Here is a 19,681-nt window from a genome sequence, read left to right as displayed (position 1 = left end):
CTCATCGAGCCTTCGGATCGAGGGCATCCCTCAAGCCATCACCGAACAGGTTGAAAGCCAGGACGGTGATGAAGATCGCCATACCGGGGAAGAACATGAAATGCGGGACGGTGTAGAACCGGACCGCGTCCGACAACATGCCGCCCCACGTCGGGGTGGGCGGCCGGACGCCGACGCCGAGGAACGACAGCGCCGCCTCGAACAGCACGTTCGTCGGGATCAGCAGCGTCGCGTAGATGAGGATCGGCGCGACCAGGTTGGGCAGCATCTCGCGGAAGATGATGTACGGCCCGCGGGCGCCAAGGCTGCGCGCGGCGTCGACGAACTCCCGCTCGCGCAGCGACAACGTCTGCCCGCGGATGATGCGCCCGATGTACGGCCAGTTGAAGAAGCCGATGATGAAGATCAGCAGCGAGACGCGCAGGGTGTCGCCGCTCAGGCCGAACGCGGTGTCGGGGATGACGCCCGCGAGCGCGATGGCGAAAACCAGGATCGGGAAGGCCAGGAAGACGTCCATCGTCTTGCTGATGATCGAGTCGACGATGCCGCCGAAGTATCCCGCCGTGACCCCGAGCAGGGTGCCGATGACGACCGACAACACCGTGGCGAGGAAGGCGATCAGCAGCGAGATGCGGGCGCCGTAGACGACCCGGCTGAAGATGTCGCGGCCGTTGACGGGCTCGACGCCGAAGAGGTGGTCGGGGCCGATGCCCGTACCGCCCTTGGGCACCAGCGTGGCGGGGTCGATCATGTCCGAGTTGAACTGCGTGGGATCCTGGCCCAGGACCTTGACGATCAGCGGGGCGAAGATCGCCACGAGGATCAGGAGGATCACCACTAAGCCGCCGGCGAGGGCGACCTTGTCACGCTTGAGGCGCATCCAGGCGATCTGACCGAGCGAGCGGCCCACGATGGGGATGCCCGGCCTTTCTGCGATGAGGATGCCGGGCCCTAAATCCGAGCCGGGCGCGTCCAGCGGCGCGGTCATTGAACCTCCTTGTCCGGCCCCATGACCAAGGCGCTGTGTTTCTCGATGACCTTGCTTTGCGCGGCCATGGGTGTCGGACCCCCTGGGATCGCAGGCGACATTGTCCATGAGGTCCGCTTTGGTACACGGTGCCTCTGGAACGGACAATGTATGCCCTGAGCTGCGGTGACCAGGACCCTGAGAGCCCCTGTGGCTCAACTGTGATTCACGCGAAACTCATTCGTATCGATCTTGTATGGTTTGTCGAGTTCTCGTATCAGTAGTGTCGCGAAACCGTGACATTGCCGGACATTGTCCGCCCGTACGACCGGCGTATGAGATTTCTTCAGTCGATGCCGCGGCGCTTCAGGATGGCCTCGATGTCGGAGAAGTCGTCGGCGGGGGCGGCAGCCTCCCTGGGGGCCTTCCCGGGGGCCTTCTCGACGGGCCGCGGGGCCTCCCCGGCCGGCTGCGCGGCGGCCCGCCGCTCCCCCGGCCCCGCCGTACGGGCCTTGGACAGGGTGCGGCCGCGCAGGACGCCCGAGACGAAGAACAACACCGCCGACAGGCCCGCGACCACGACGCCCGCCCAGACCTGAGGCGACAGCACCAGGCCGGTGACGAACCCGACGACGGCCGTCCCGATGTTCCACACCGTCTTCAGCGCCCCGGTGAGGTAGGCGGCCAGGGGCAGCAACGCCCAGGCGCCGGCGCGCAGGCCCGCGGCGATCCCCCGGCGGCGGAAGGCGAGATAGCCGAGGCCGATCCCCACGGCGGTCAGCCCGGCGCACAGCGGCAACCAGGCGATCTGGTCGAAGGTCATGGCGGCCCCCTAGATCTGGCGGCGATCGTGCGATCACGGCGTTTCTTTCATCCTGGCACGCGACCCGCCGATCCGGCCCCCTCCCCCGTGATCATGCAGAAGTTCGCCGGAACCCCTCCCCGCCTGCCCTCCCCCACGCCGTGATCATGCAGAAGCTCGGCGAACCCCCACCCCACCAGCCCACACACCGCTCGTGATCATGCAGAAGTTCGGTGAACTCCCGCCCCACCAGCGCAAACGCCGCTCGTGATCATGCAGAAGTTCGCCGCCACCCCACCCCACCAGCCCGTACGGCCGGCGTGATCATGCGATGAGCGAACGCAGCAGCTCGACGTTCACGTCCCTCAGGGACGGCATGACCAGCCGTCCCTCCGCCGGGGCGATCGGCAGGACGCTGGGCACGGCCACGACCCGGCATCCGGCGGCCGTCGCGGACGCGACGCCGTTCGGCGAGTCCTCCAGGACGGCGCAGCGGCCCGGATCCACCGAGAGGAGCTGGGCCGCGGTCAGGTAGGGCTCGGGGTGGGGTTTGGTCTGGGACACGTCGTCGGCGGTCACGATGATCTCGAAGAACTCGCGCCCGACGGTCTTCAGGACGGCGTCGGCGATCACCCGCAGCGACGAGGTCACCAGACCCGTCCGCACGCCGTGGTCGTCGAGGCTGCGCAGCAGGTCGAGGGCGCCGGGCATGAGCGTGACGCCGGCGTGCAGCCGGGCCTCCATGCCCTCGATCAGCCATTCCCCCACGACGGCCGGGTCGACGTCGGTCTTGGTCAGCGCCAGCATGTAGGCGACGGTCCGCTCCCAGGAGCCCCCGACCAGCTGTGCCTGGTGCTCCGGCCCCCAGGTGCCGCCGAGACGCCCGATCACCTCTTCCTCGACCTCGAACCACACCCGCTCGGTGTCGACGAGCAGTCCGTCCATGTCGAACAGAACAGCGTCCACGTGACCCCTTCCCCCGGCCGTAGGCCTTCGTCAAGAGGGGGGACCAACATGGTAGAGGTCCTCCCGGAGCCTTCCTTCACCCGGGAGCCGGGTTCTGGGGGCCCGGCGCCGGGGCAGCGTCAACACGCGCCGCCCCGGCCGCATTCCCGGGCCTGCCAGGAGGGTCAGACGTTGAAGTACTTCGCCTCGGGGTGGTGGGTGATCAGCGCGGACGTGGCCTGCTCGGGGTGGAGCTGGAACTCCTCCGACAGGGAGACGCCGATGCGCGAGGGATCGAGCAGCTCCACGAGCTGCACCTGGTCCTCCAGGTTGGGGCACGCGGGGTAGCCGAAGGAGTAGCGGCAGCCCGCGATGTTCACCTTGAGCATGTCGTCGAGCGACTCGTCGCCGCCGATGCCCAGCTCCGAGCGCACCCGCGCGTGCCAGTATTCGGCGAGCGCCTCGGTCAGCTGTACGGACAATCCGTGGAGCTCCAGGTAGTCGCGGTAGGCGTCCTTGGCGAACAGCTCGGCCGTGGCCTCGCTGATCCGGTTGCCCATCGTGGCGACCTGGAAGGCGATGACGTCGACCTCTCCCGAGTCGCGCGACCGGAAGAAGTCCGACAGGCACAGGTGCCGGTCGCGCCGCTGGCGCGGGAAGGTGAACCGGGTGCGCTCGTTGCCCGCCTCGTCCAGGATGATGAGGTCGTCGCCCTGGCTGACACACGGGAAGTAGCCGTACACGACGGCCGCCTCGAGCAGGTTCTCCGTCTGCAGGCGGTCCAGCCACATGCGCAGCCGCGGACGCCCCTCGGTCTCCACGAGCTCCTCGTAGGAGGCCCCGTCGCCGCGGGACGCCTTGAGGCCCCACTGGCCCATGAACGTGGCCCGCTCGTCGAGGAAGGCCGCGTACTCGGCCAGGGGGATGCCCTTGACGACCCGGTCGCCGAAGAACGGCGCCGTCGGCACGGGGTTGTCGGCCGCGACGTCGGAGCGGGCCGGCAGGTCCTCCACTGCGGTTCGGGTCAGCACGGCGCCCGTCTTCACCCGCCGCTCGCGCAGCGGCGGCAGCGTCGCGCCCGCCTCACCGCGCTTGACCGCCATGAAGGCGTCCATCAGCCGCAGACCCTCGAACGCGTCCCTGGCGTAGCGGACCTCTCCCTGGTACAGCTCAGCCAGGTCCTGTTCCACGTACGCCCGGGTCAGGGCGGCCCCTCCCAGGAGCACCGGATACTTGTCGGCGATGCCCCGGGAGTTCATCTCCTCGAGGTTCTCCTTCATGATGACCGTGGATTTCACGAGAAGTCCGGACATGCCGATCACGTCGGCCTTCTCGTCGTCCGCGGTCTCGAGGATGGCCGACACCGGCTGCTTGATGCCGAGGTTCACGACCTCGTAGCCGTTGTTGGACAGGATGATGTCCACCAGGTTCTTGCCGATGTCGTGCACGTCGCCCTTGACGGTGGCGAGCACGATCCGGCCCTTGGTGGCTCCCTCCACGCGGTCCATGTACGGCTCCAGGTGGGCCACCGCGTTCTTCATGACCTCGGCCGACTGCAGAACGAACGGCAGCTGCATCTGGCCGGACCCGAACAGCTCGCCGACCGTCTTCATGCCGTCGAGCAGGACGTCGTTGATGATCTCCAGGGCGGGGCGCTGGGCGAGCGCGTCGTCGAGGTCCGCCTCCAGGCCCTTGCGCTCCCCGTCGATGATGCGCCGCTTGAGCCGCTCCCACAGGGGCAGGCCGGCGAGCTCGGCGGCCTTGTCGGCCTTGAGCGCCGCGGCGTCCACGCCCTCGAACAGCTCCATGAACCGCTGCAGCGGGTCGTAGCCCTCACGACGCCGGTCGTAGATGAGGTCGAGCGCCACCTGGCGCTGCTCGTCGGGGATGCGCGCCGTCGGCAGGATCTTGGAGGCATGCACGATGGCCGAGTCGAGCCCGGCGTTGACGCACTCGTTGAGGAAGACCGAGTTGAGCACGATCCGCGCGGCCGGGTTGAGGCCGAACGACACGTTGGACAGGCCGAGCGTCGTCTGCACCGTCGGGTAGCGCCGCTTCAGCTCGCGGATGGCCTCGATGGTCTCGATGCCGTCGCGCCGGGTCTCCTCCTGGCCCGTGGCGATGGGGAAGGTGAGGCAGTCGACGATGATGTCCTCGACCTTCGTCCCCCAGTTGCGCACCAGGTCCTCGATGATCCGTACGGCGATGCGCACCTTCCATTCGGCGGTGCGCGCCTGGCCCTCCTCGTCGATGGTCAGTGCGACCACGGCGGCGCCGTGCTCCTTGACCAGCCGCATCACCTTGGTGAAACGGGAGTCGGGACCGTCGCCGTCCTCGTAGTTGACCGAGTTGACGACCGCGCGGCCGCCGAGCATCTCCAGGCCGGCCTCGATGACGGCGGGCTCGGTCGAGTCGATGACGACGGGAAGCGTGGAGGCGGTGGCGAAGCGGAACGCCAGCTCCTTCATGTCCGCGACGCCGTCCCGGCCGACGTAGTCGACGCAGAGGTCCAGCATGTGGGCGCCGTCGCGGGCCTGGGCGCGCGCGATCTCCACGCACTCCTCGTAGTTGCCCGCAAGCATCGCCTCGCGGAACGCCTTGGAGCCGTTGGCGTTGGTCCGCTCGCCGATGGCCAGGTAGGAGGTGTCCTGGCGGAAGGGGACGTGCTGGTAGAGCGAGGCCGCGCCCGCCTCGGGACGCGGCCGCCGTTCGGCGCGCGACCTTCCCGACAGTCGTTCGACCACCTTCTGCAGGTGCTCGGGCGTGGTGCCGCAGCAGCCGCCGATCAGCGCGAGCCCGTAGTCGCGGGTGAAGCCCTCGTGCGCGTCGGCGAGCTCGTCCGGGGTGAGCGGGTAGTGGGCGCCCTCGGAGGTGAGCTGCGGCAGTCCGGCGTTCGGCATGCACGAGATGGGCAGCCGCGCGTGCTTGGCCAGGTAGCGCAGGTGCTCGCTCATCTCCGCCGGACCGGTGGCGCAGTTGAGTCCGATCAGGTCGACGCCGAGCGGCTCGATCACGGTGAGCGCGGCGCCGATCTCCGACCCCAGCAGCATCGCGCCGTTGGTCTCGATCGTGACCTGGGTGATGATCGGCACGTCGCGCCCGGAGTCCTCCACGGCCCGCTTGGCGCCGACGACCGCCGCCTTGACCTGGAGAAGGTCCTGGCAGGTCTCGATGATGATGGCGTCGGCCCCGCCGGCGATCAGGCCCGCCGCGTTGTCGCGGTAGGCGTCGCGCAGGGTCAGGTACGGCAGATGCCCCAGTGTGGGGAGCTTGGTGCCCGGACCCATCGAGCCGAGCACGAACCGGGGGTGGTCGGGGGTCGACCAATGGTCGGCCTGCTCCCTCGCCAGACGGGCGCCCGCCTCGGAGAGCTCGAAGATCCGGTCGGAGATGCCGTATTCGCCGAGTGCGGCGTGGTTGGCGTTGAAGGTGTTGGTCTCGACGCAGTCCACGCCCACCGCGAGATACGCGTCGTGCACGGCCCTGACAATGTCGGGACGGCTCACGTTGAGCACGTCGTTGCAGCCTTCGTGGCCCTGGAAGTCGTCCAAGGTGGGGTCGTAGGACTGCAACATCGTCCCCATGGCCCCGTCGGCGACCAGGACTCGGTCGGACAACGCCTGGCGGAAGGACGGTCTGCTGGTCATGAATGCAAGCCTATCGGCAGGGTGTCCTGATTGATTCCACAAGATCTCGAATGGTGGACGGCTTCGCCTGCGCTCGCGGCGAAAGCGGCAGCCCCGTGAAGCTCGTGGGTGACGTCCGGGTACCCTCACCGAATAGTCTTGGGTTGAACCAATATTCTGTGGCCCAGTTAGGGAGGCGGCGCGTGATCGAGTTCGAAGGGCTCCCTGAGCTCGTCGACCCGGTGCTCATCGCCGCGTTCGAGGGGTGGAACGACGCCGGTGAGGCGTCGAGTGGCGTTGTGGCCCACCTTGAGGCGAAATGGAAGGCGACCCCGCTCGTCGAGCTCGACCCCGAGGACTACTACGACTTCCAGGTGACCCGGCCGATCGTGGAGCTGGGCGAAGGCCTGACCAGGTCGATCATCTGGCCGACCACGAGGCTGCTGCTGGCCCGTCCCCCGGGCGCCAAGCGTGACGTCGTCCTTCTGCGCGGCATCGAGCCCAACATGCGCTGGCGCTCGTTCTGCGCCGAGATCGTGGGCCTGTGCCACGACCTGGGCGTGGACCTGGCGATCCTGCTGGGCGCCCTGCTCAACGACTCGCCGCACACGCGGCCGGTGCCGATCGTCGGCTCGGTGAGCGACCCCGGTCTCGCGCGGGCGCTCAACCTGGAGATGACGAAGTACGAGGGCCCCACGGGCATCGTCGGCGTCCTGCAGCACTCGCTGGGGGTCGCGGGTCTGCAGGCCATGTCGCTCTGGGCGTCGATCCCCCACTACGTCGCGCAGCCGCCCAACCCCAAGGCCACGCTGGCGCTGCTGCGGCGCATCGAGGACATGCTCGACATCCCCATGCCGTACGGGGAGCTGGCGGAGGAGGCCCGCGCCTGGGAGCACGGGGTCGACGAGCTGGCCGCGCAGGACTCCGAGGTCGCCGAATACGTCAGGGAGCTGGAAGAGCGCAAGGACGCGGCCGACCTGCCCGAGGCCAGCGGCGACGCCATCGCGGCCGAGTTCGAGCGTTACCTGCGCCGCCGCGACCGCGGCACCGACGGCTGAGCCGTACCGGCCTGATCGTAGGGCGGGCGGCGCCCGCCCTGAGCCGTCAGCGCAGCGCGAGCCTGCGGGCGCGCGGCCTTCTCGGCACGGCAGCGGCTTCGGGCCGGGGCGTCCACCGGCCGGCGGCCAGGGCCTCGTCGAATCTCGTCCAGACGAGTGCCGCCACGTCCGGGTCGGTGCCGAGGGGCGCGCTCACCGCGTCGGCCCCGCTCGCGGCCAGGCGGGCGTGGAAGAGCCCGGGGGCGAGCAGGTAGGACGCGATCATCACACGCGGAGCGGGGCCCGACCTGACCCGGTCGAGCGCCTCCGCCACGGACAGGCCGGTTCCCGAGCCGAAGGCGGCGCTCACGGGACGCGAGAGCCGTACGGACAGGAGCCGGGCCGCGGCCCTGACGTCCTCGACGGCGGCGGGATCGGAGGATCCGGCCGCGGCGAGCACGACCGCGTCGCACGCCCGCAGCCCGGCGGAGGCGAGGCGTCTGGCGAGCGCGGCGGTCAGCAGCGGATGCGGCCCGAGCTGCCGGGCCACCAGAGCGTCCGGGCGGGTCGCCGCGACGACGGCCGGCAGGTCGATGTGCACGTGATAGCCGCCCGCGAGCAACAGGGGGACGACCACGACGGGGCCGGGCACCGCGCTCAGCACGTCGGCGAGCGGCGGCCTGCTCGTCTCCAGGAATCCGAGCTCGACGCGGCAGCCCGGCCGGGCACGGCGGACCCCGTCGGCGAGGGAGCCCATGACGGACTCCCAACCTCGGCTGCGCGCGCCGTGCGCGGCGAGGACCAGGGTCGCCGTCATCGTTCGTCTCGCCCGACCGCCAGGCGGTAGCCGCGCTTGACCACGGTCTCGACGATGCCGCCAGGGCCGAGGGCGCGGCGCAGCCGGGTGATCGCCATCTCGACGGCGTGCTCGGCCGAGTCCCGCGACGGACCCCCGGGGAGGACGACCCGCAGCTCGGCGCGGGCGACCACGTGGCCCGGCCGCTCGGCGAGCCGCTTGAGCACCGCCATCGGGGCGGGCGGCAGCGGCTTGAGGTCGCCGTCGACCACCACCGCGTGACCGCGGATCTCCAGGTCGTGTCCTCCCGCGACCAGCCGGGTGACGCTGCTCACCGGAAGGTGGCACGCGAGCGAGCGCGCCAGGGCGCCCAGCCGCGGCCGGTCGGGGTGGAGGACGCGCGCGCCCTTGGCCTCCAGCGGGGCGGAGGTGACCGACCCCATGCAGGCCGCCACGACGTGGGAGTTGAAGGCGGCGATGAGCGCCTCCTCCAGGCCGTCGGCCCTGGCGGCGTTCAGCATGGCGACGACGGCGGGCGAACTGGTGAACGCCACCGCGTCGACCGAACCGGTCACGGCCTGGCTGACCAGGCGGCGCAGCGGAGAGGTGTCGCGATAGGGCAACCAACGGTAGACGGGCACCTCGATCACGTCGGCTCCGGCGCCACGCAGCGCCGAGACGAACCAGCTGAGCGACTCGCCGTGGAGTTGCACGGCTACGCGGCGGCCGCGCAGGTCGTGCGCCAGGAGGTAGTCCTTCATCTCCTCGCACGACTCGGTCACCGGGGTCCAGTAGTCGGTGAGGCCGGCCGCGCGCACCGCGCCCCTGGCCTTCGGCCCGCGGGCGAGCAGCCGGGCGTCGCCGAAGTGGGACGCGACGTCGGCCGCCAGTCCCCATCCTTCGGTGGCGGCCATCCAGTCGGCGAAGCCCGCGCCGGTGGTGATCACCACGTAGTCGACCGGCGCCTCCAGGCAAGCACGGGTGGCGGCGAGCAGGCCGGCATCCTCCGCCAGCGGCACCGTTCTGATGGCGGGCGCCTGGACCACGCGAGCGCCGCGCCGCTCGAGGAGCGCGGCGAACTCCTCACGGCGGCGGGTCGCGGTCAGCCCGATCGTGAACCCGGCCAGCGCGTCGGGGGCGGTCTCGAGCGAGACCAGGGGATTGTCCAGAAGCGCGGTCATGCCACGCTCACCTCCGAAGGGGTCTTTGGTCGGCGCCAGTCGGATGTGCCGGGACGGCGTTCGCAGGCGGCACGCAGGGCGCCGGGGGCACGCCGCCGCGCCTCACCTCCGACCGCCCATGGGACCCGCCGCATCACAGGCCCTGACGGCTGAAGTGAGATCGGCATGAACCGATGGTGCTTTCAGGGGGTTTCGCGACTGGGTCCCTCCTGTTACCGCTGTGCTACAAGCCAAAAAAGGTTCCGGGCGGCCCGTCGAAGCGCGTGGCAGGCCGACAGGTCAATTACTTTCCGTGACCGACTGGGCGCCCAATGCGCCCGCGAGGAAATGTACCTATCGCCCATGCAATACGGATTTAACAAAGGTTGGCACAATGCCAAACTGGGGACTTTCGTTGTGGTGTCGTCGTCGCCGCGGGGAGCGTGCATGACTGTCCGACAGATCCGGTTGTTCGAAGATCCAGTGCTACGCAGCGTAGCCGAGCCCGTCACCACCTTTGACCGATCCCTCAGGGATCTCGTGAAGTCACTCACCGCCACCATGCGGGCGGGAACCGGGCGTGCCGGGCTCGCCGCGCCTCAGATCGGCGTCCCATTGCGGGTCCTCGCCTTCGAGCTCGATGGCAGGGCGGGCCACATCGTCAATCCGCGCCTCGAACTGTCCGAGCGCACGATCGTCGCCGACGAGGCGTGCCTGTCGGCCCCAGGCGTCTGGTGGCCAAGATCGCGGGCGTTCTCCGTGGTGGCCAGGGGCAGGGACATGTACGGCAAGCCGATCACGGTGAGGGCGATCGGAATGCTGGCCCGGGTGCTCCAGCATGAGGCCGACCATCTGGACGGCGTCCTGTTCATCGACGCCCTGCCCGATGAGGACCGGGAACGATTCATGGCCGCCATTTCCTGACAGAATTCGGCCATTCACCTTAATACCGGACAAGGCCCATTGCTCGGGTCTTTCCGGTAATCAATCCCACGTTCCGGCGGGTCCGGGCCACGCATTCCCGGAATACCTTCACGACATATCGGCCTACATGGGACCGGTTTTCCGGCGGCAGGAATAGCCGGAGCCCGGCCCGGGGATATCGACCCAACCTCCCCGCCGGACGTGGGCCCCCCGAGGTGCCACGCTCACTCGGGGAGGACCATGTCTTCGACGTCGCGAGCCCGCACGAGCCTGCGCGAGATCTCGCTGACCCGCCGGGCGTTCCTGCTCGCGGGAGCGGGTGCGGCCGGAGGGCTGCTGCTCGGGACCGCCGCCGCGCGGGCGCTGACCGCCGGCTTGCCGGGCCGCCCGCGCATCTACACCCGCGACGAATGGAACGCGGCCCCGCCCAAGACCAGGGCCGTGATCCTGGACCGCATGCCCGACCGGCTCGTCATCCATCACACGGCCACGGCGAACACCGACGAGACGAGCCTCGAGGCCGCCTTCCGCCTGTCCCGGGCGATCCAGCGGTACCACATGCACCACAACCACTGGGCCGACATCGGCGAGCAGTTCACCGTCGGACGCGGCGGCCAGATCATGGAGGGCCGCAACAGGACGCTGCCCGCCATCGAGGAGGGCAAGCACGTCATGGGCGCCCAGGTGGCCGACCACAACCGGCACACGCTGGGCGTGGAGACGGAGGGCACCTACACCAGCGAGCTGCCCACCGAGTCGCAGCTCGCCTCGCTCCCCTCGCTGCTGGCCTGGTTGTGCGGGGTCTACGAGCTCGACCCGTTCAAGGCGATCGTCGGGCACCGCGACCTCAACGCCACCTCGTGCCCGGGCGACCGGCTCTACGCCCACCTCCCCCAGCTCCGTGAGGACGTGGCGCGCCGGATGGACAAGGCGCGCCCTCCCGAGGACGATCCAGAAGATCATCCGGAGGCCCGCCTCGCCCTTCCCGAGCGGGCGCGGCTCGCCGCGCCCGGTCTGATCATCGCGGGCGAGGCACACCTGCGCAGGCCGCTGAGGGCCTACCATCACGGCCCGGCGGTCGGACCGTACGACCGTCACGAGCACTGAGGTGTCAGCGGATCACAGCGCCACGCCGAGCAGGGCGTCGGCGACGTCGCGCACGAGCGCGGGGGCGTCCGCGTCGCCGCCCTCCGCGGCGGCCCAGGCGTCGATGACGGCGAGCGCGCCCGGCGCGTCCAGGTCGTCGGCGATCCGCTGCCGCACCCCCTCCAGTACGGCCAGGCCGTCCGGGCCCGAGGGCCGGGAGACGGCCGCCCGCCACCGGGCGAGGCGCTCCTCGGCCGCGGTGAGCTGATCCGGCGTCCACGCCCAGTCGTCGCGGTAGTGGTGGGCCAGCAGGCCCAGCCGTACGGCCATGGGGTCGGCGGTCTGCCTGAGCTTGGAGACGAAGACAAGGTTGCCCTTCGACTTCGACATCTTCTCGCCGTCGAGGGCGACCATGCCCGCGTGAACGTACGCCCGGGCGAACGGCCACTCACCGGTGGCGACGTGGCCCTCGCAGGCACCCATCTCGTGATGCGGGAAGATCAGGTCGGATCCGCCGCCCGCCACGTCGAACCCGCTGCCGAGGTGGCGCAGGGCGATGGCCGTGCACTCCACATGCCAGCCGGGGCGGCCGGGGCCGAACGGCGCGGGCCAGGACGGCTCTCCGGGCCGCTCCGCCCGCCAGAGCAGCCAGTCGAGCGGGTGGCGCTTGCCCTTCCTGTCCGGGTCTCCGCCGCGCTCAGCGAACAGTTCGAGCATGCGCTCCTCGGAGTAGCCCGACACGGCGCCGAACTTGGGGGCCGCGGCGACCGAGAAGTAGACGTCGTCGTCCAGCCGGTAGGTCGCGCCGCACTCGGTCAGCCTGCCGACCAGGCCGGCGATCTCGTCCACGACCTCGGTGACCCCCACATATTCGCGGGGCGGGATGATCCGCAGGGCTTCCATGTCGGAGCGGAACAGGTCGATCTCGCGCTCGGCGAGCGACTGCCAGTCGACGCCGGTCGCCAGGGCCCGCTCGAGGAGCGGGTCGTCCACGTCGGTGGCGTTCTGGGTGTAGTGCACGTCGTGGCCCGCGTCCCGCCAGGCCCGGTTGACCAGGTCGAACGCGAGATAGGTGTTGGCATGCCCCAGATGGGTCGCGTCGTAGGGGGTGATGCCGCAGACGTACATCCGGGCCTCCCCGGACGGCTGGGTCTCCCGGACGTCACGGGCGGCGGTGTCGTACAGACGGAGCGGGACGCCCGAACCGGGCAGCCTGGGGATTTTCGGCGCAGACCACGATCGCATGGTGTGCAGCCTATCCGCGTGCCCGCGGGTTCAGCTCAGGCGGAGGCGCCCCCGGCGTTCGCGGGACGATCCCGTGGCCACCCGGTGCCACGAGGTGGGATCTTCCGGCGTGGGGCAGAAGTCGAAGCGCAGGCCGTGCTCCGACAGGGCGAGCAGGCTGACAGACAGGCTCGCGTAGATCCGCCCGTCCTCCAGCCTCCGGCGAATGATCAGCGCTCTGGGGTCCTCCGGGGCGGGTCCCGCGCCCGACGACGACAAGGTCAGCCAGTCGCCCCAGAACCGCTGGGGGGAGCCGCCCTCCTGCCAGGCGGGGCGGGCCGCGGCGGCGAACGCCGGAAGGAACCACGCGACCCGGGGGTGCTCGGCCTCACGGTCCCACCCGCTGTTGACGAGCATGTGCACGCCCTGCGGGAGCTTGTCCTCGGCGAGGCTTTCGCCGTTCCAGGTCCACAGCCGCACGCCGTCCAGACCGGCGACCAGGAGATGAAAGGGGTCGTAGCGCGTGAGGTCGGCCGCCGGGAGCTCGCCCGCCTGGGCCGCCTGAAGCGGCAGGCCGCCGCGGGAGAGCCTGGCCTCCGGCGCCGCGAGAGTCCCCTCGCCGTTGAGCAGCAGGCCGACCCTGCGAGCCTCGGGGTCGGCCGCCAGCCAGGTTCCCCCGGCCTGAAGGTCCTTACCGCCGATCAGACCCGGATACGCGGGCCAGTACCGGTCGGGCGACATCCACGGCCGCGTGACGAGCTCGTCACGCACGCCCACGAGGAGCACCGGAACATCGGCTTCCGGCTCCACACTCACGATGACCGTACACAACGGGCGTTCCCTCCATAAGCGGTAGAGACTCCTGCAGAGTGCACAATCGATGTCTCTTTCGCAAGCATCAGATCGGCGGCCACGGAATCGCCGGCCAATCCTCTGAAGGATAGGGGTGGATGCCGGTCTCGAGCAGCCTCCGCACCCGGTCCCACGTGGCTTCGACCTCCGCGGGCGCGAGCAACTCCCGCAGCCGCCTGCCCAGCCGTCCGCTCTCCAGCTCGCGTTCCAGGCCGGTGAGCATGGTCACCGCCTCACGCGACAACGACTTGCCCCGCCACTGCCACAACACCGTCCGCAGCTTGTCGTCGGCGGAGAAGCAGACCCCGTGATCGACGCCGTAGACGTGCCCGTCGGGCAGCGGCAACAGGTGGCCGCCCTTGCGGTCGGCGTTGTTCACCACCGCGTCGAACACCGCCATCCGCCGCAGCCCGGAGTGACGGCTGCGGACCAGGGCCAGCAGGTCGGCCTCGGGGTCGGTGTCGATCCACAACTGCACCATGCCCGGGCCGAAGGGGCCGTCGCGGTAGACGGTCGGCGGCACTATCCGCCAGCCTGTCGCCGCCGCGACCTCGTAGGCGGCCACCTCACGCGCGGCGAGCGTGCCGTCGGGGAAGTCCCACAGGGGGCGCTCCCCCCGCACCGGCTTGTAGACGCACGCGGCCACCTGCCGGCCGAGGCGTATGGAGCAGTACAACGTCATGTTGGTGGCCTCGACGAGGCGTCCCGCCACCTCCAGCCTGCCCTCGCGCAGCAACCGCATGGCGGACTCGTCGTCCAGCCCCAGCCCGTCGGCGTCGCCCGGGGTCGGCTCGCCCTCAGCCGTCATCCGGTCCCCTGCCCCGCCGCCATGGCCCTGCCGCCCCGCTCGATCACGCCGACAGACCCCCGGGGTGGTGGCCGTTCAGCCGTACGCAGATGTGACCTTCGGCGCCCAGCGGCTGCCCGCACAACGGGCACGGGGGACGGCCGGCCGCCACGACGTCGAGCGCGCGCCTGCTGAACGCGCGGGCGGCGCCGGGGCTGATGCGCACCCGGAGGACGGCGGGGCCCGGCCGGTCGTCCTCGACGGCGAACGGCTCCTCATCCTCCTCGTCGTCCTCGGTCGCCTCCTGGGCCTCGATCACGACCTGTGAGGTGTCGGGATCCCAGGCCAGGGCCATGGTCCCCACGCGGAAGTCCTCGTCGATGGGCAGGTCGAGCGGACCCTCGTCGTTAAGGTCGGCGGGTGCCATGGCGGGTACCGGGGCGCGGCCGCCACTGCGGCGCAGCACCTCGTCGAGTAGCTCGTCCAGCCGATCGGCGAGCACGGCGACCTGGAATTTCTCCAGCGCCACCGTGGTGATCCTGCCCTGGCCACGGGCCTGCAGGAAGAAGGTTCGTGCGCCCGGTTGCCCAACGGCACCGGCCACGAACCTGTCAGGCGGATCGTAGTTGAAGACCGGCATAGCCCGACCCTATGTCGTCCCTGGTCCGCCGCCGACGGCGGCGTCGCTCCCGGTGATGTTTTCTCCCCCGTCTCCCTCCTCTGGAACCTCGTTCGGAGGCACCAGATTGGCGACGTCTCCGCCCACGTCATTGCTCCTGAGCAGGAAGGGGCGCAAGGGGGTGTAGCGGATCACGGTGAGGGACGCGGGGTCCGCGGTGATCCGCTGGAACTGGTCGAGATGCAGCCCGAGGGCGTCGGCCACGATCGCCTTGATCACGTCTCCGTGGCTGCAGACGAGGTAGGTCGCCTTCTCCCCCAGCCGCTCGTTCCATTCCCGTACGGCACGCACCGCGCGGGCCTGCGTGTCGGCCAGCGCCTCCCCGCCGGGGAAGACGACCGCGCTGGGATGGGCCTGCACGACCCGCCAGAGCGGATCCTCGGCCAGCTCCTTCAACGGCCGGCCCGTCCACTCGCCGTAGCCGCACTCCCCGAACCTGTCGTCGGTCTGCACGGACACGGCCCTGCCCCTGGCGACGGCGCCTGCGGTCTCCTGGCACCGTTCCAGGGGGCTTGAGACGATCGCGTCGAGGTCGAGCGGGGCCAGCCTGCGGGCGAGTGCTTCGGCCTGCTCGCGTCCGCGCTCGTTGAGGTGGACCCCGGGGGTCCATCCGGCGAGCACGGGCCCCGTCATCGCGGTGAGGCCGTGCCGTACGAGCAGGACGGTCGTCATGACGTGATCACGCCCAGGTAGAGCAGGGTGAGCAGGAAGGTGCCGGCGAACACCCGGTAGATGACGAAGATGTTCGTGGAGTGCTTGGCGACGTAGCGCAGCAGCCAGGCGATGGAGGCGTACCCCACGACGAAGGAGACCACGGTGGCGATCACTGTGGGAGCGATCGGCACCGCCCCGCCGTCGCCGAAGTGGCGGAACTCGAAGAGCCCGGAAAGGACGACCGCGGGGATCGACAGGAGGAAGGAGTACCGCGCCGCCGCCTCCCGCGTGTAGCCGAGGAACAGGGCGCCGGTCATCGTCGAGCCCGAACGGGAGGCGCCGGGGATCAGCGGCAGCATCTGCCAGGCGCCGATGATCAGGCCGTCGCGCATGTTCAGGTCGCCGATCTCCTTCTTCTTGCGGCCGAACTGGTCGGCGATCAGAAGGAGGATGCCGAACGCGATGAGCATGGCCGCGTTCAGCCACAGGTTGCGCGCCGGACCCTCGATCGCGTCCTTGAACACCAGACCCGCCACGCTGATCGGGATGGTGCCGAGGCCGATGTACCAGCCCATCCTGGCGTCGAGCTCGGAACGGAGCTCCGGCGTCCACAGGCTGCGCAGCCAGGTGATGAAGATCCGGGTGATGTCGCGCCAGAAATAGATCACCACCGCCAGCATGGTGCCGAGCTGGATCACCGCGGTGAACGCGGCGCCAGGATCGGACCACCCGGCGAGCTTGGGCACGATGAGCAGGTGGGCGGAGCTCGAAATCGGCAGGAATTCGGTCAAACCCTGCACGATGCCGAGGACGATGGCCTGAAGTACATCCATGGTCCGGACAGCCTATCGGCTAGTCTTACCCGGCAATGGATCAGCGATTTGTCGGGCGCAGCGGACTGTCGGTGTCAAGGATCGGGCTCGGCACGATGACCTGGGCCCGCGACACGTCCGCCGAAGAGGCGACGGCACAACTCACCGCCTTCGCCGACGCCGGGGGCACGCTGATCGACACCGCCGACGTCTACGGCGGAGGCGACGCCGAGCGCCTCATCGGCCGGTTGATCCGCGACGTCGTCCCCCGTTCCGACCTCGTGATCGCCACCAAGGCCGTGCTGAACGCCGACGGGGGCCGCGACGGCTCCCGCCGCCACCTCATCAGAGCCCTCGACGCCTCCCTGGCGCGGCTCGGCCTCGACGAGGTCGACCTGTGGCAGATGCACGCGTTCGACCCCGCCATCCCCTTGGAGGAGACGCTCGCCGCCGTCGACCTCGCCGTCTCAAGCGGCCGTACGGCATACGCCGGGGCCTGCAACTACACCGGATGGCAACTCGCCGCCGCCGCGGTCTGGCAACGATGCGGCCAGACCCGCGCACCCATCGTGGCCGCCCAGGTCGAGTACTCCCTGCTCGCCCGCGACGCCGAGGTGGAGGTGTTCCCCGCAGCCGACCACGTCGGGGCGGGAGTGCTCGCCTGGTCGCCCCTCGGGCGTGGCGTGCTCACCGGAAAGTACCGCACCGGAATCCCCGCCGACTCCCGCGCCGCCACCCCGCACTTCTCCGAGTTCGTGCGGCCCTACCTCGACGAACGTTGCCGCAGCATCGTCGAATCGGTCACCACCGCCGCCGAAGGACTCGGCGTCTCCCCGCTGTCGGTCGCCCTCGCGTGGGTCCGCGACCGGCCGGGCGTGTCGTCGGCCATCGTCGGCGCACGCACCCACGCCCAACTGCTCGGCGTACTCGAAGCCGAAGACCTCACCCTCCCTCGCGAAATACGCGACGCCCTCGACGACGTGAGTGTTTAATCGCTGTGTTTAATTGCCGCGCCTCCGGCGCGGCGGCTCGTGGCGCTTTGAGGCCGGGTCTTCCCTCGTCACGTCCTCGCTCGTCCCTCGCTGCGGGCGTTCCTCAGTCCAGATCCCGGCCGCGCCCTCGCATTCACACCTTGTGGCCCGCCAGAGCCGGCCGCGCCCCTCGAATCCACCTTGTGCGCCCACCAGAACCGGCCACGGCCCTCGCATGCAGCTTGTGGCGGCGGCCTTCATTTGCGCTGGCGGATTTCCGCGACGCGCTGACGGACCTGGGGGACCACCTCATCGGCGAACAGGCGGACCTGGTCGGCCGACGGCGCGGCGGGCCAGAAGATCATGCTGTCGAAACCGAGGTCGACGACCCACTCGGTGAGGGTGTCCACCCACAACTCGACTGGGCCGTTGAGGCCTGGGCCGCCGACATGAGGCCCGATCGAGCCGAGGATGTTGTACAGGCGCCGGACGTCCTGGGGCTGGCGTCCGACCTCGCTCGCGGCCGTGTCGATGATCCGCTGGGCCTCTGGCACCTTCTCTGGCGGCAGGCCCGTGTTGATCGGGCAGATCCAGCCGTCGGCGTAACGACCGGTGAGGGCGAGCATCTTCGGACGTAGGCCGCCGACCCAGACCGGGATGCGGTGCGCGGGCGCGGGACCAAGGTGGAAGCCGCGCACCTGGTGATGAGCACCGGAGAAGGTGACGGCCCGGTTGTTCAGCGCGGCGTCGACGGCGTGACGCAGGATCTGCACCGACTCGGCGGCCGCGGCCACGAGGGCGCCACCCGTGAGGCCCGTGCCGCCCATGCCCTCGACGAGTGGTGCGTACCCTCCTGCGCCGACAGCGAGGTCGAAGCGGCCGCCGCTGAGCACATCGAGGGTGACAGCCGCCTTGGCGAGCATCGCCGGCGGGCGCAGCGCCAGGTTGAGCACGTCCGGGATGAACCGGATGCGGCTGGTGTGGGCGGCCAGATGGGTGATGAGGGTCCAGGTGTCGAAGTACGCAGGTTGGTAGGGGTGGTCTTGGATCGCGATGAGGTCGAGCCCTGCCTCCTCCACGGCACGGGTCAGTTCGATGATGTCGGACAGATTTTCCGCGTCCGGCGTGACGGACAGCCCGAACCGCAGCGGGGCTCCATAGTCAGCCATAGAAGGGCCACCTCTTCCAATTGTTGATCACTGGGGCCAGCATCTTCTCCTCGTAGGACAGGTGCTGGAGCAGATGCCCGCTGAGGGATTCGAGCGCGTCTGCAAGGCGCTGTCGGCTCTTCTGGTCGCGCGCCACGCCGGTCGCCGCGCTCTCCACCTCGTCGAGCAGGTCGGAAACCACGCGGTGGTCGGCCTCCAGCTTGTCCACCACGGCGCTCAGCTCGGGCGCGGCCGCGCGGACCGAGGGGAACAGCATGGCGTCCTCACCACGGTGGTGCATGTGGACGAACCCGCATGCCTGCAGGCAGTTCACCCGTAACTGGAACAGCAGGCCATTGCTGCGCAGCTGATCCACTCCCGCGCGCAGAGCGGAAGCGTCGGCCCCCGCGGCTGCGTCGGCGGCGAGCCGGCGGCAACGGGCGATGTCGCTCCGGATGCGGTCGTGTACCGCTTTGAACTCCAGGAACAGCCGGCCGGCCACCTCGTTGGCGTTAGTCATGCTCTAGTCACCTCCGAAGCAGATAATACGCAAACTTAACGATCCGTCGAATGGATCATTCACTTATGGGATCGTCTTCGTGGAGTAGGATGGCCCCATGTCCGGAACAGACGACCTCGGCCTCACGTTGGGGCTCGTCTATCGCTGGTACGCCAAGGCCTCCACGGCCGTGCTTGAGGATCTGCCGGGCGGCACCCGCGGCTACCATGTGATCTCCGACGCCGTGCACGGGCGGGCCGGGAGCCAGATCCAACTCGCTCAGCGGCACGGCGTGAACAAGACCGTGATGACCTATTTGGTCGACGACCTCGAGGCGGCCGGCCTGGTCGAGCGGCGCGCCGACCCGACCGACCGCCGCAACCGCGTCATCGTCGTGACCGATCGCGGCCGCGAACTGTGGGAGAGCGTGCAACGCCGCCTCCGCGAGGTTGAACGGCACATGCTGGCCGACCTGACGGCAGAGGAGCAGGCCGTGTTCTGGCAGTTCCTCGGCCGTATCGCGGACCGCGCCAACTCGACCGATCCCACCGACGACGCGTGCGCGGTGGGCAGAGAGATTCAGGCGACGGCAGACCCTTCCCTCCGTACCAGCTAGACGGCCCTGCGAAAGGCCATTGGCCGGCTCTCGCCCCTCGCAATCAAATCCAGCGCCCCTCGCGATATCCATCACGTAATCGAGGGGGCGAAGCCT

At 69.9% G+C, this 19,681-nt stretch carries 19 protein-coding genes; 5 read left to right on the top strand and 14 right to left on the bottom strand.

Annotated features, from left to right (window positions below; translation table 11 throughout):
- Window position 1: 1 nt before the first annotated feature.
- The 4 genes from Pth03_RS00840 to metH form a co-directional block, all read right to left on the bottom strand.
- On the bottom strand, window positions 2-988 hold the full coding sequence (locus Pth03_RS00840; protein WP_203942112.1) for an ABC transporter permease: 987 nt from the start codon (window positions 986-988) through the stop codon (window positions 2-4).
- Window positions 989-1,313: 325 nt separating this feature from the next.
- Window positions 1,314-1,790, bottom strand: coding sequence for a cellulose synthase (locus tag Pth03_RS00835; RefSeq protein WP_203942111.1), 477 nt, complete (start codon window positions 1,788-1,790; stop codon window positions 1,314-1,316).
- Between the two features lie 303 nt (window positions 1,791-2,093).
- The gene (locus Pth03_RS00830) at window positions 2,094-2,735 is read right to left on the bottom strand and encodes an HAD family hydrolase (RefSeq protein ID WP_203942110.1); all 642 of its coding nucleotides are present in this window, start codon (window positions 2,733-2,735) and stop codon (window positions 2,094-2,096) included.
- Between the two features lie 164 nt (window positions 2,736-2,899).
- On the bottom strand, window positions 2,900-6,361 hold the full coding sequence (gene metH, locus Pth03_RS00825) for a methionine synthase (protein ID WP_203942109.1): 3,462 nt from the start codon (window positions 6,359-6,361) through the stop codon (window positions 2,900-2,902).
- 182 nt (window positions 6,362-6,543) lie between these two features.
- Between metH and Pth03_RS00820 the strand changes: the two genes are divergently transcribed.
- On the top strand, window positions 6,544-7,398 hold the full coding sequence (locus Pth03_RS00820) for a PAC2 family protein (protein ID WP_203942108.1): 855 nt from the start codon (window positions 6,544-6,546) through the stop codon (window positions 7,396-7,398).
- A gap of 46 nt (window positions 7,399-7,444) precedes the next feature.
- Here Pth03_RS00820 and Pth03_RS00815 read toward each other — a convergent pair whose 3' ends face one another.
- Window positions 7,445-8,194: a sirohydrochlorin chelatase gene (locus Pth03_RS00815; RefSeq protein ID WP_203942107.1), complete on the bottom strand. Its 750-nt coding sequence runs from the start codon at window positions 8,192-8,194 to the stop codon at window positions 7,445-7,447.
- Complete coding sequence (locus Pth03_RS00810) at window positions 8,191-9,354, bottom strand: uroporphyrinogen-III synthase (RefSeq protein ID WP_203942106.1); 1,164 nt, start codon at window positions 9,352-9,354, stop codon at window positions 8,191-8,193. The genes Pth03_RS00815 and Pth03_RS00810 overlap by 4 nt, the downstream gene beginning before the upstream one ends.
- Before the next feature lie 426 nt (window positions 9,355-9,780).
- Here Pth03_RS00810 and Pth03_RS00805 point away from each other — a divergent pair, with 426 nt between their 5' ends.
- Both Pth03_RS00805 and Pth03_RS00800 read left to right on the top strand, forming a co-directional pair.
- The gene (locus Pth03_RS00805; RefSeq protein ID WP_203942105.1) at window positions 9,781-10,257 is read left to right on the top strand and encodes a peptide deformylase; all 477 of its coding nucleotides are present in this window, start codon (window positions 9,781-9,783) and stop codon (window positions 10,255-10,257) included.
- A 240-nt stretch (window positions 10,258-10,497) separates the two neighbouring features.
- Window positions 10,498-11,364: a peptidoglycan recognition protein family protein gene (locus tag Pth03_RS00800; protein ID WP_239118667.1), complete on the top strand. Its 867-nt coding sequence runs from the start codon at window positions 10,498-10,500 to the stop codon at window positions 11,362-11,364.
- Window positions 11,365-11,376: 12 nt separating this feature from the next.
- On the opposite strand, the gene mshC is transcribed toward Pth03_RS00800, so the two are convergent.
- From mshC to Pth03_RS00770, 6 genes are all read right to left on the bottom strand, one after another.
- Window positions 11,377-12,588, bottom strand: a complete 1,212-nt coding sequence (gene mshC / locus Pth03_RS00795) for a cysteine--1-D-myo-inosityl 2-amino-2-deoxy-alpha-D-glucopyranoside ligase (RefSeq protein ID WP_203942104.1) — start codon at window positions 12,586-12,588, stop codon at window positions 11,377-11,379.
- Window positions 12,589-12,618: 30 nt separating this feature from the next.
- Window positions 12,619-13,383, bottom strand: a complete 765-nt coding sequence (locus tag Pth03_RS00790) for an NRDE family protein (RefSeq protein ID WP_275413001.1) — start codon at window positions 13,381-13,383, stop codon at window positions 12,619-12,621.
- A gap of 82 nt (window positions 13,384-13,465) precedes the next feature.
- A complete protein-coding gene (locus tag Pth03_RS00785) occupies window positions 13,466-14,227 on the bottom strand; it encodes an SCO1664 family protein (RefSeq protein ID WP_203942102.1) in 762 nt (253 codons plus the stop codon).
- Between the two features lie 43 nt (window positions 14,228-14,270).
- Window positions 14,271-14,846, bottom strand: coding sequence for a DUF3090 domain-containing protein (locus Pth03_RS00780; RefSeq protein ID WP_203942101.1), 576 nt, complete (start codon window positions 14,844-14,846; stop codon window positions 14,271-14,273).
- A 9-nt stretch (window positions 14,847-14,855) separates the two neighbouring features.
- A complete protein-coding gene (locus Pth03_RS00775; RefSeq protein WP_203942100.1) occupies window positions 14,856-15,557 on the bottom strand; it encodes a histidine phosphatase family protein in 702 nt (233 codons plus the stop codon).
- The gene (locus Pth03_RS00770) at window positions 15,554-16,372 is read right to left on the bottom strand and encodes an undecaprenyl-diphosphate phosphatase (protein WP_203942099.1); all 819 of its coding nucleotides are present in this window, start codon (window positions 16,370-16,372) and stop codon (window positions 15,554-15,556) included. Before Pth03_RS00770 ends, Pth03_RS00775 begins: the two co-directional genes overlap by 4 nt.
- Before the next feature lie 35 nt (window positions 16,373-16,407).
- On the opposite strand from Pth03_RS00770, the gene Pth03_RS00765 reads away from it, so the two are divergent.
- Entirely contained in the window at window positions 16,408-17,343 is a 936-nt protein-coding gene (locus Pth03_RS00765) for an aldo/keto reductase (protein WP_203942098.1), read from the top strand.
- A gap of 236 nt (window positions 17,344-17,579) precedes the next feature.
- Here Pth03_RS00765 and Pth03_RS00760 read toward each other — a convergent pair whose 3' ends face one another.
- Window positions 17,580-18,491: an LLM class flavin-dependent oxidoreductase gene (locus Pth03_RS00760; protein WP_203942097.1), complete on the bottom strand. Its 912-nt coding sequence runs from the start codon at window positions 18,489-18,491 to the stop codon at window positions 17,580-17,582.
- On the bottom strand, window positions 18,484-18,990 hold the full coding sequence (locus tag Pth03_RS00755; RefSeq protein ID WP_203942096.1) for a hemerythrin domain-containing protein: 507 nt from the start codon (window positions 18,988-18,990) through the stop codon (window positions 18,484-18,486). The genes Pth03_RS00760 and Pth03_RS00755 overlap by 8 nt, the downstream gene beginning before the upstream one ends.
- Before the next feature lie 97 nt (window positions 18,991-19,087).
- Between Pth03_RS00755 and Pth03_RS00750 the strand changes: the two genes are divergently transcribed.
- Window positions 19,088-19,585, top strand: coding sequence for a MarR family winged helix-turn-helix transcriptional regulator (locus Pth03_RS00750; protein WP_203942095.1), 498 nt, complete (start codon window positions 19,088-19,090; stop codon window positions 19,583-19,585).
- Window positions 19,586-19,681: the final 96 nt, after the last annotated feature.

This window comes from Planotetraspora thailandica, from assembly GCF_016863335.1.
GTDB classification, from domain to species: domain Bacteria; phylum Actinomycetota; class Actinomycetes; order Streptosporangiales; family Streptosporangiaceae; genus Planotetraspora; species Planotetraspora thailandica.
Note: the sequence above shows the minus strand (reverse complement) of the source record. Positions and strands in the feature narration are given on the sequence as shown.

Coding starts and splice junctions, on each gene's coding strand:
- Pth03_RS00840 (WP_203942112.1), bottom strand. CDS start 988: ATGACCGCGCCGCTGGACGCGCCCGGCTCGGATTTAGGGCCCGGCATC.
- Pth03_RS00835 (WP_203942111.1), bottom strand. CDS start 1,790: ATGACCTTCGACCAGATCGCCTGGTTGCCGCTGTGCGCCGGGCTGACC.
- metH (WP_203942109.1), bottom strand. CDS start 6,361: ATGACCAGCAGACCGTCCTTCCGCCAGGCGTTGTCCGACCGAGTCCTG.
- Pth03_RS00815 (WP_203942107.1), bottom strand. CDS start 8,194: ATGACGGCGACCCTGGTCCTCGCCGCGCACGGCGCGCGCAGCCGAGGT.
- Pth03_RS00810 (WP_203942106.1), bottom strand. CDS start 9,354: ATGACCGCGCTTCTGGACAATCCCCTGGTCTCGCTCGAGACCGCCCCC.
- Pth03_RS00805 (WP_203942105.1), top strand. CDS start 9,781: ATGACTGTCCGACAGATCCGGTTGTTCGAAGATCCAGTGCTACGCAGC.
- Pth03_RS00800 (WP_239118667.1), top strand. CDS start 10,498: ATGTCTTCGACGTCGCGAGCCCGCACGAGCCTGCGCGAGATCTCGCTG.
- mshC (WP_203942104.1), bottom strand. CDS start 12,588: ATGCGATCGTGGTCTGCGCCGAAAATCCCCAGGCTGCCCGGTTCGGGC.
- Pth03_RS00785 (WP_203942102.1), bottom strand. CDS start 14,227: ATGACGGCTGAGGGCGAGCCGACCCCGGGCGACGCCGACGGGCTGGGG.
- Pth03_RS00780 (WP_203942101.1), bottom strand. CDS start 14,846: ATGCCGGTCTTCAACTACGATCCGCCTGACAGGTTCGTGGCCGGTGCC.
- Pth03_RS00775 (WP_203942100.1), bottom strand. CDS start 15,557: ATGACGACCGTCCTGCTCGTACGGCACGGCCTCACCGCGATGACGGGG.
- Pth03_RS00770 (WP_203942099.1), bottom strand. CDS start 16,372: ATGGATGTACTTCAGGCCATCGTCCTCGGCATCGTGCAGGGTTTGACC.
- Pth03_RS00765 (WP_203942098.1), top strand. CDS start 16,408: ATGGATCAGCGATTTGTCGGGCGCAGCGGACTGTCGGTGTCAAGGATC.
- Pth03_RS00760 (WP_203942097.1), bottom strand. CDS start 18,491: ATGGCTGACTATGGAGCCCCGCTGCGGTTCGGGCTGTCCGTCACGCCG.
- Pth03_RS00755 (WP_203942096.1), bottom strand. CDS start 18,990: ATGACTAACGCCAACGAGGTGGCCGGCCGGCTGTTCCTGGAGTTCAAA.
- Pth03_RS00750 (WP_203942095.1), top strand. CDS start 19,088: ATGTCCGGAACAGACGACCTCGGCCTCACGTTGGGGCTCGTCTATCGC.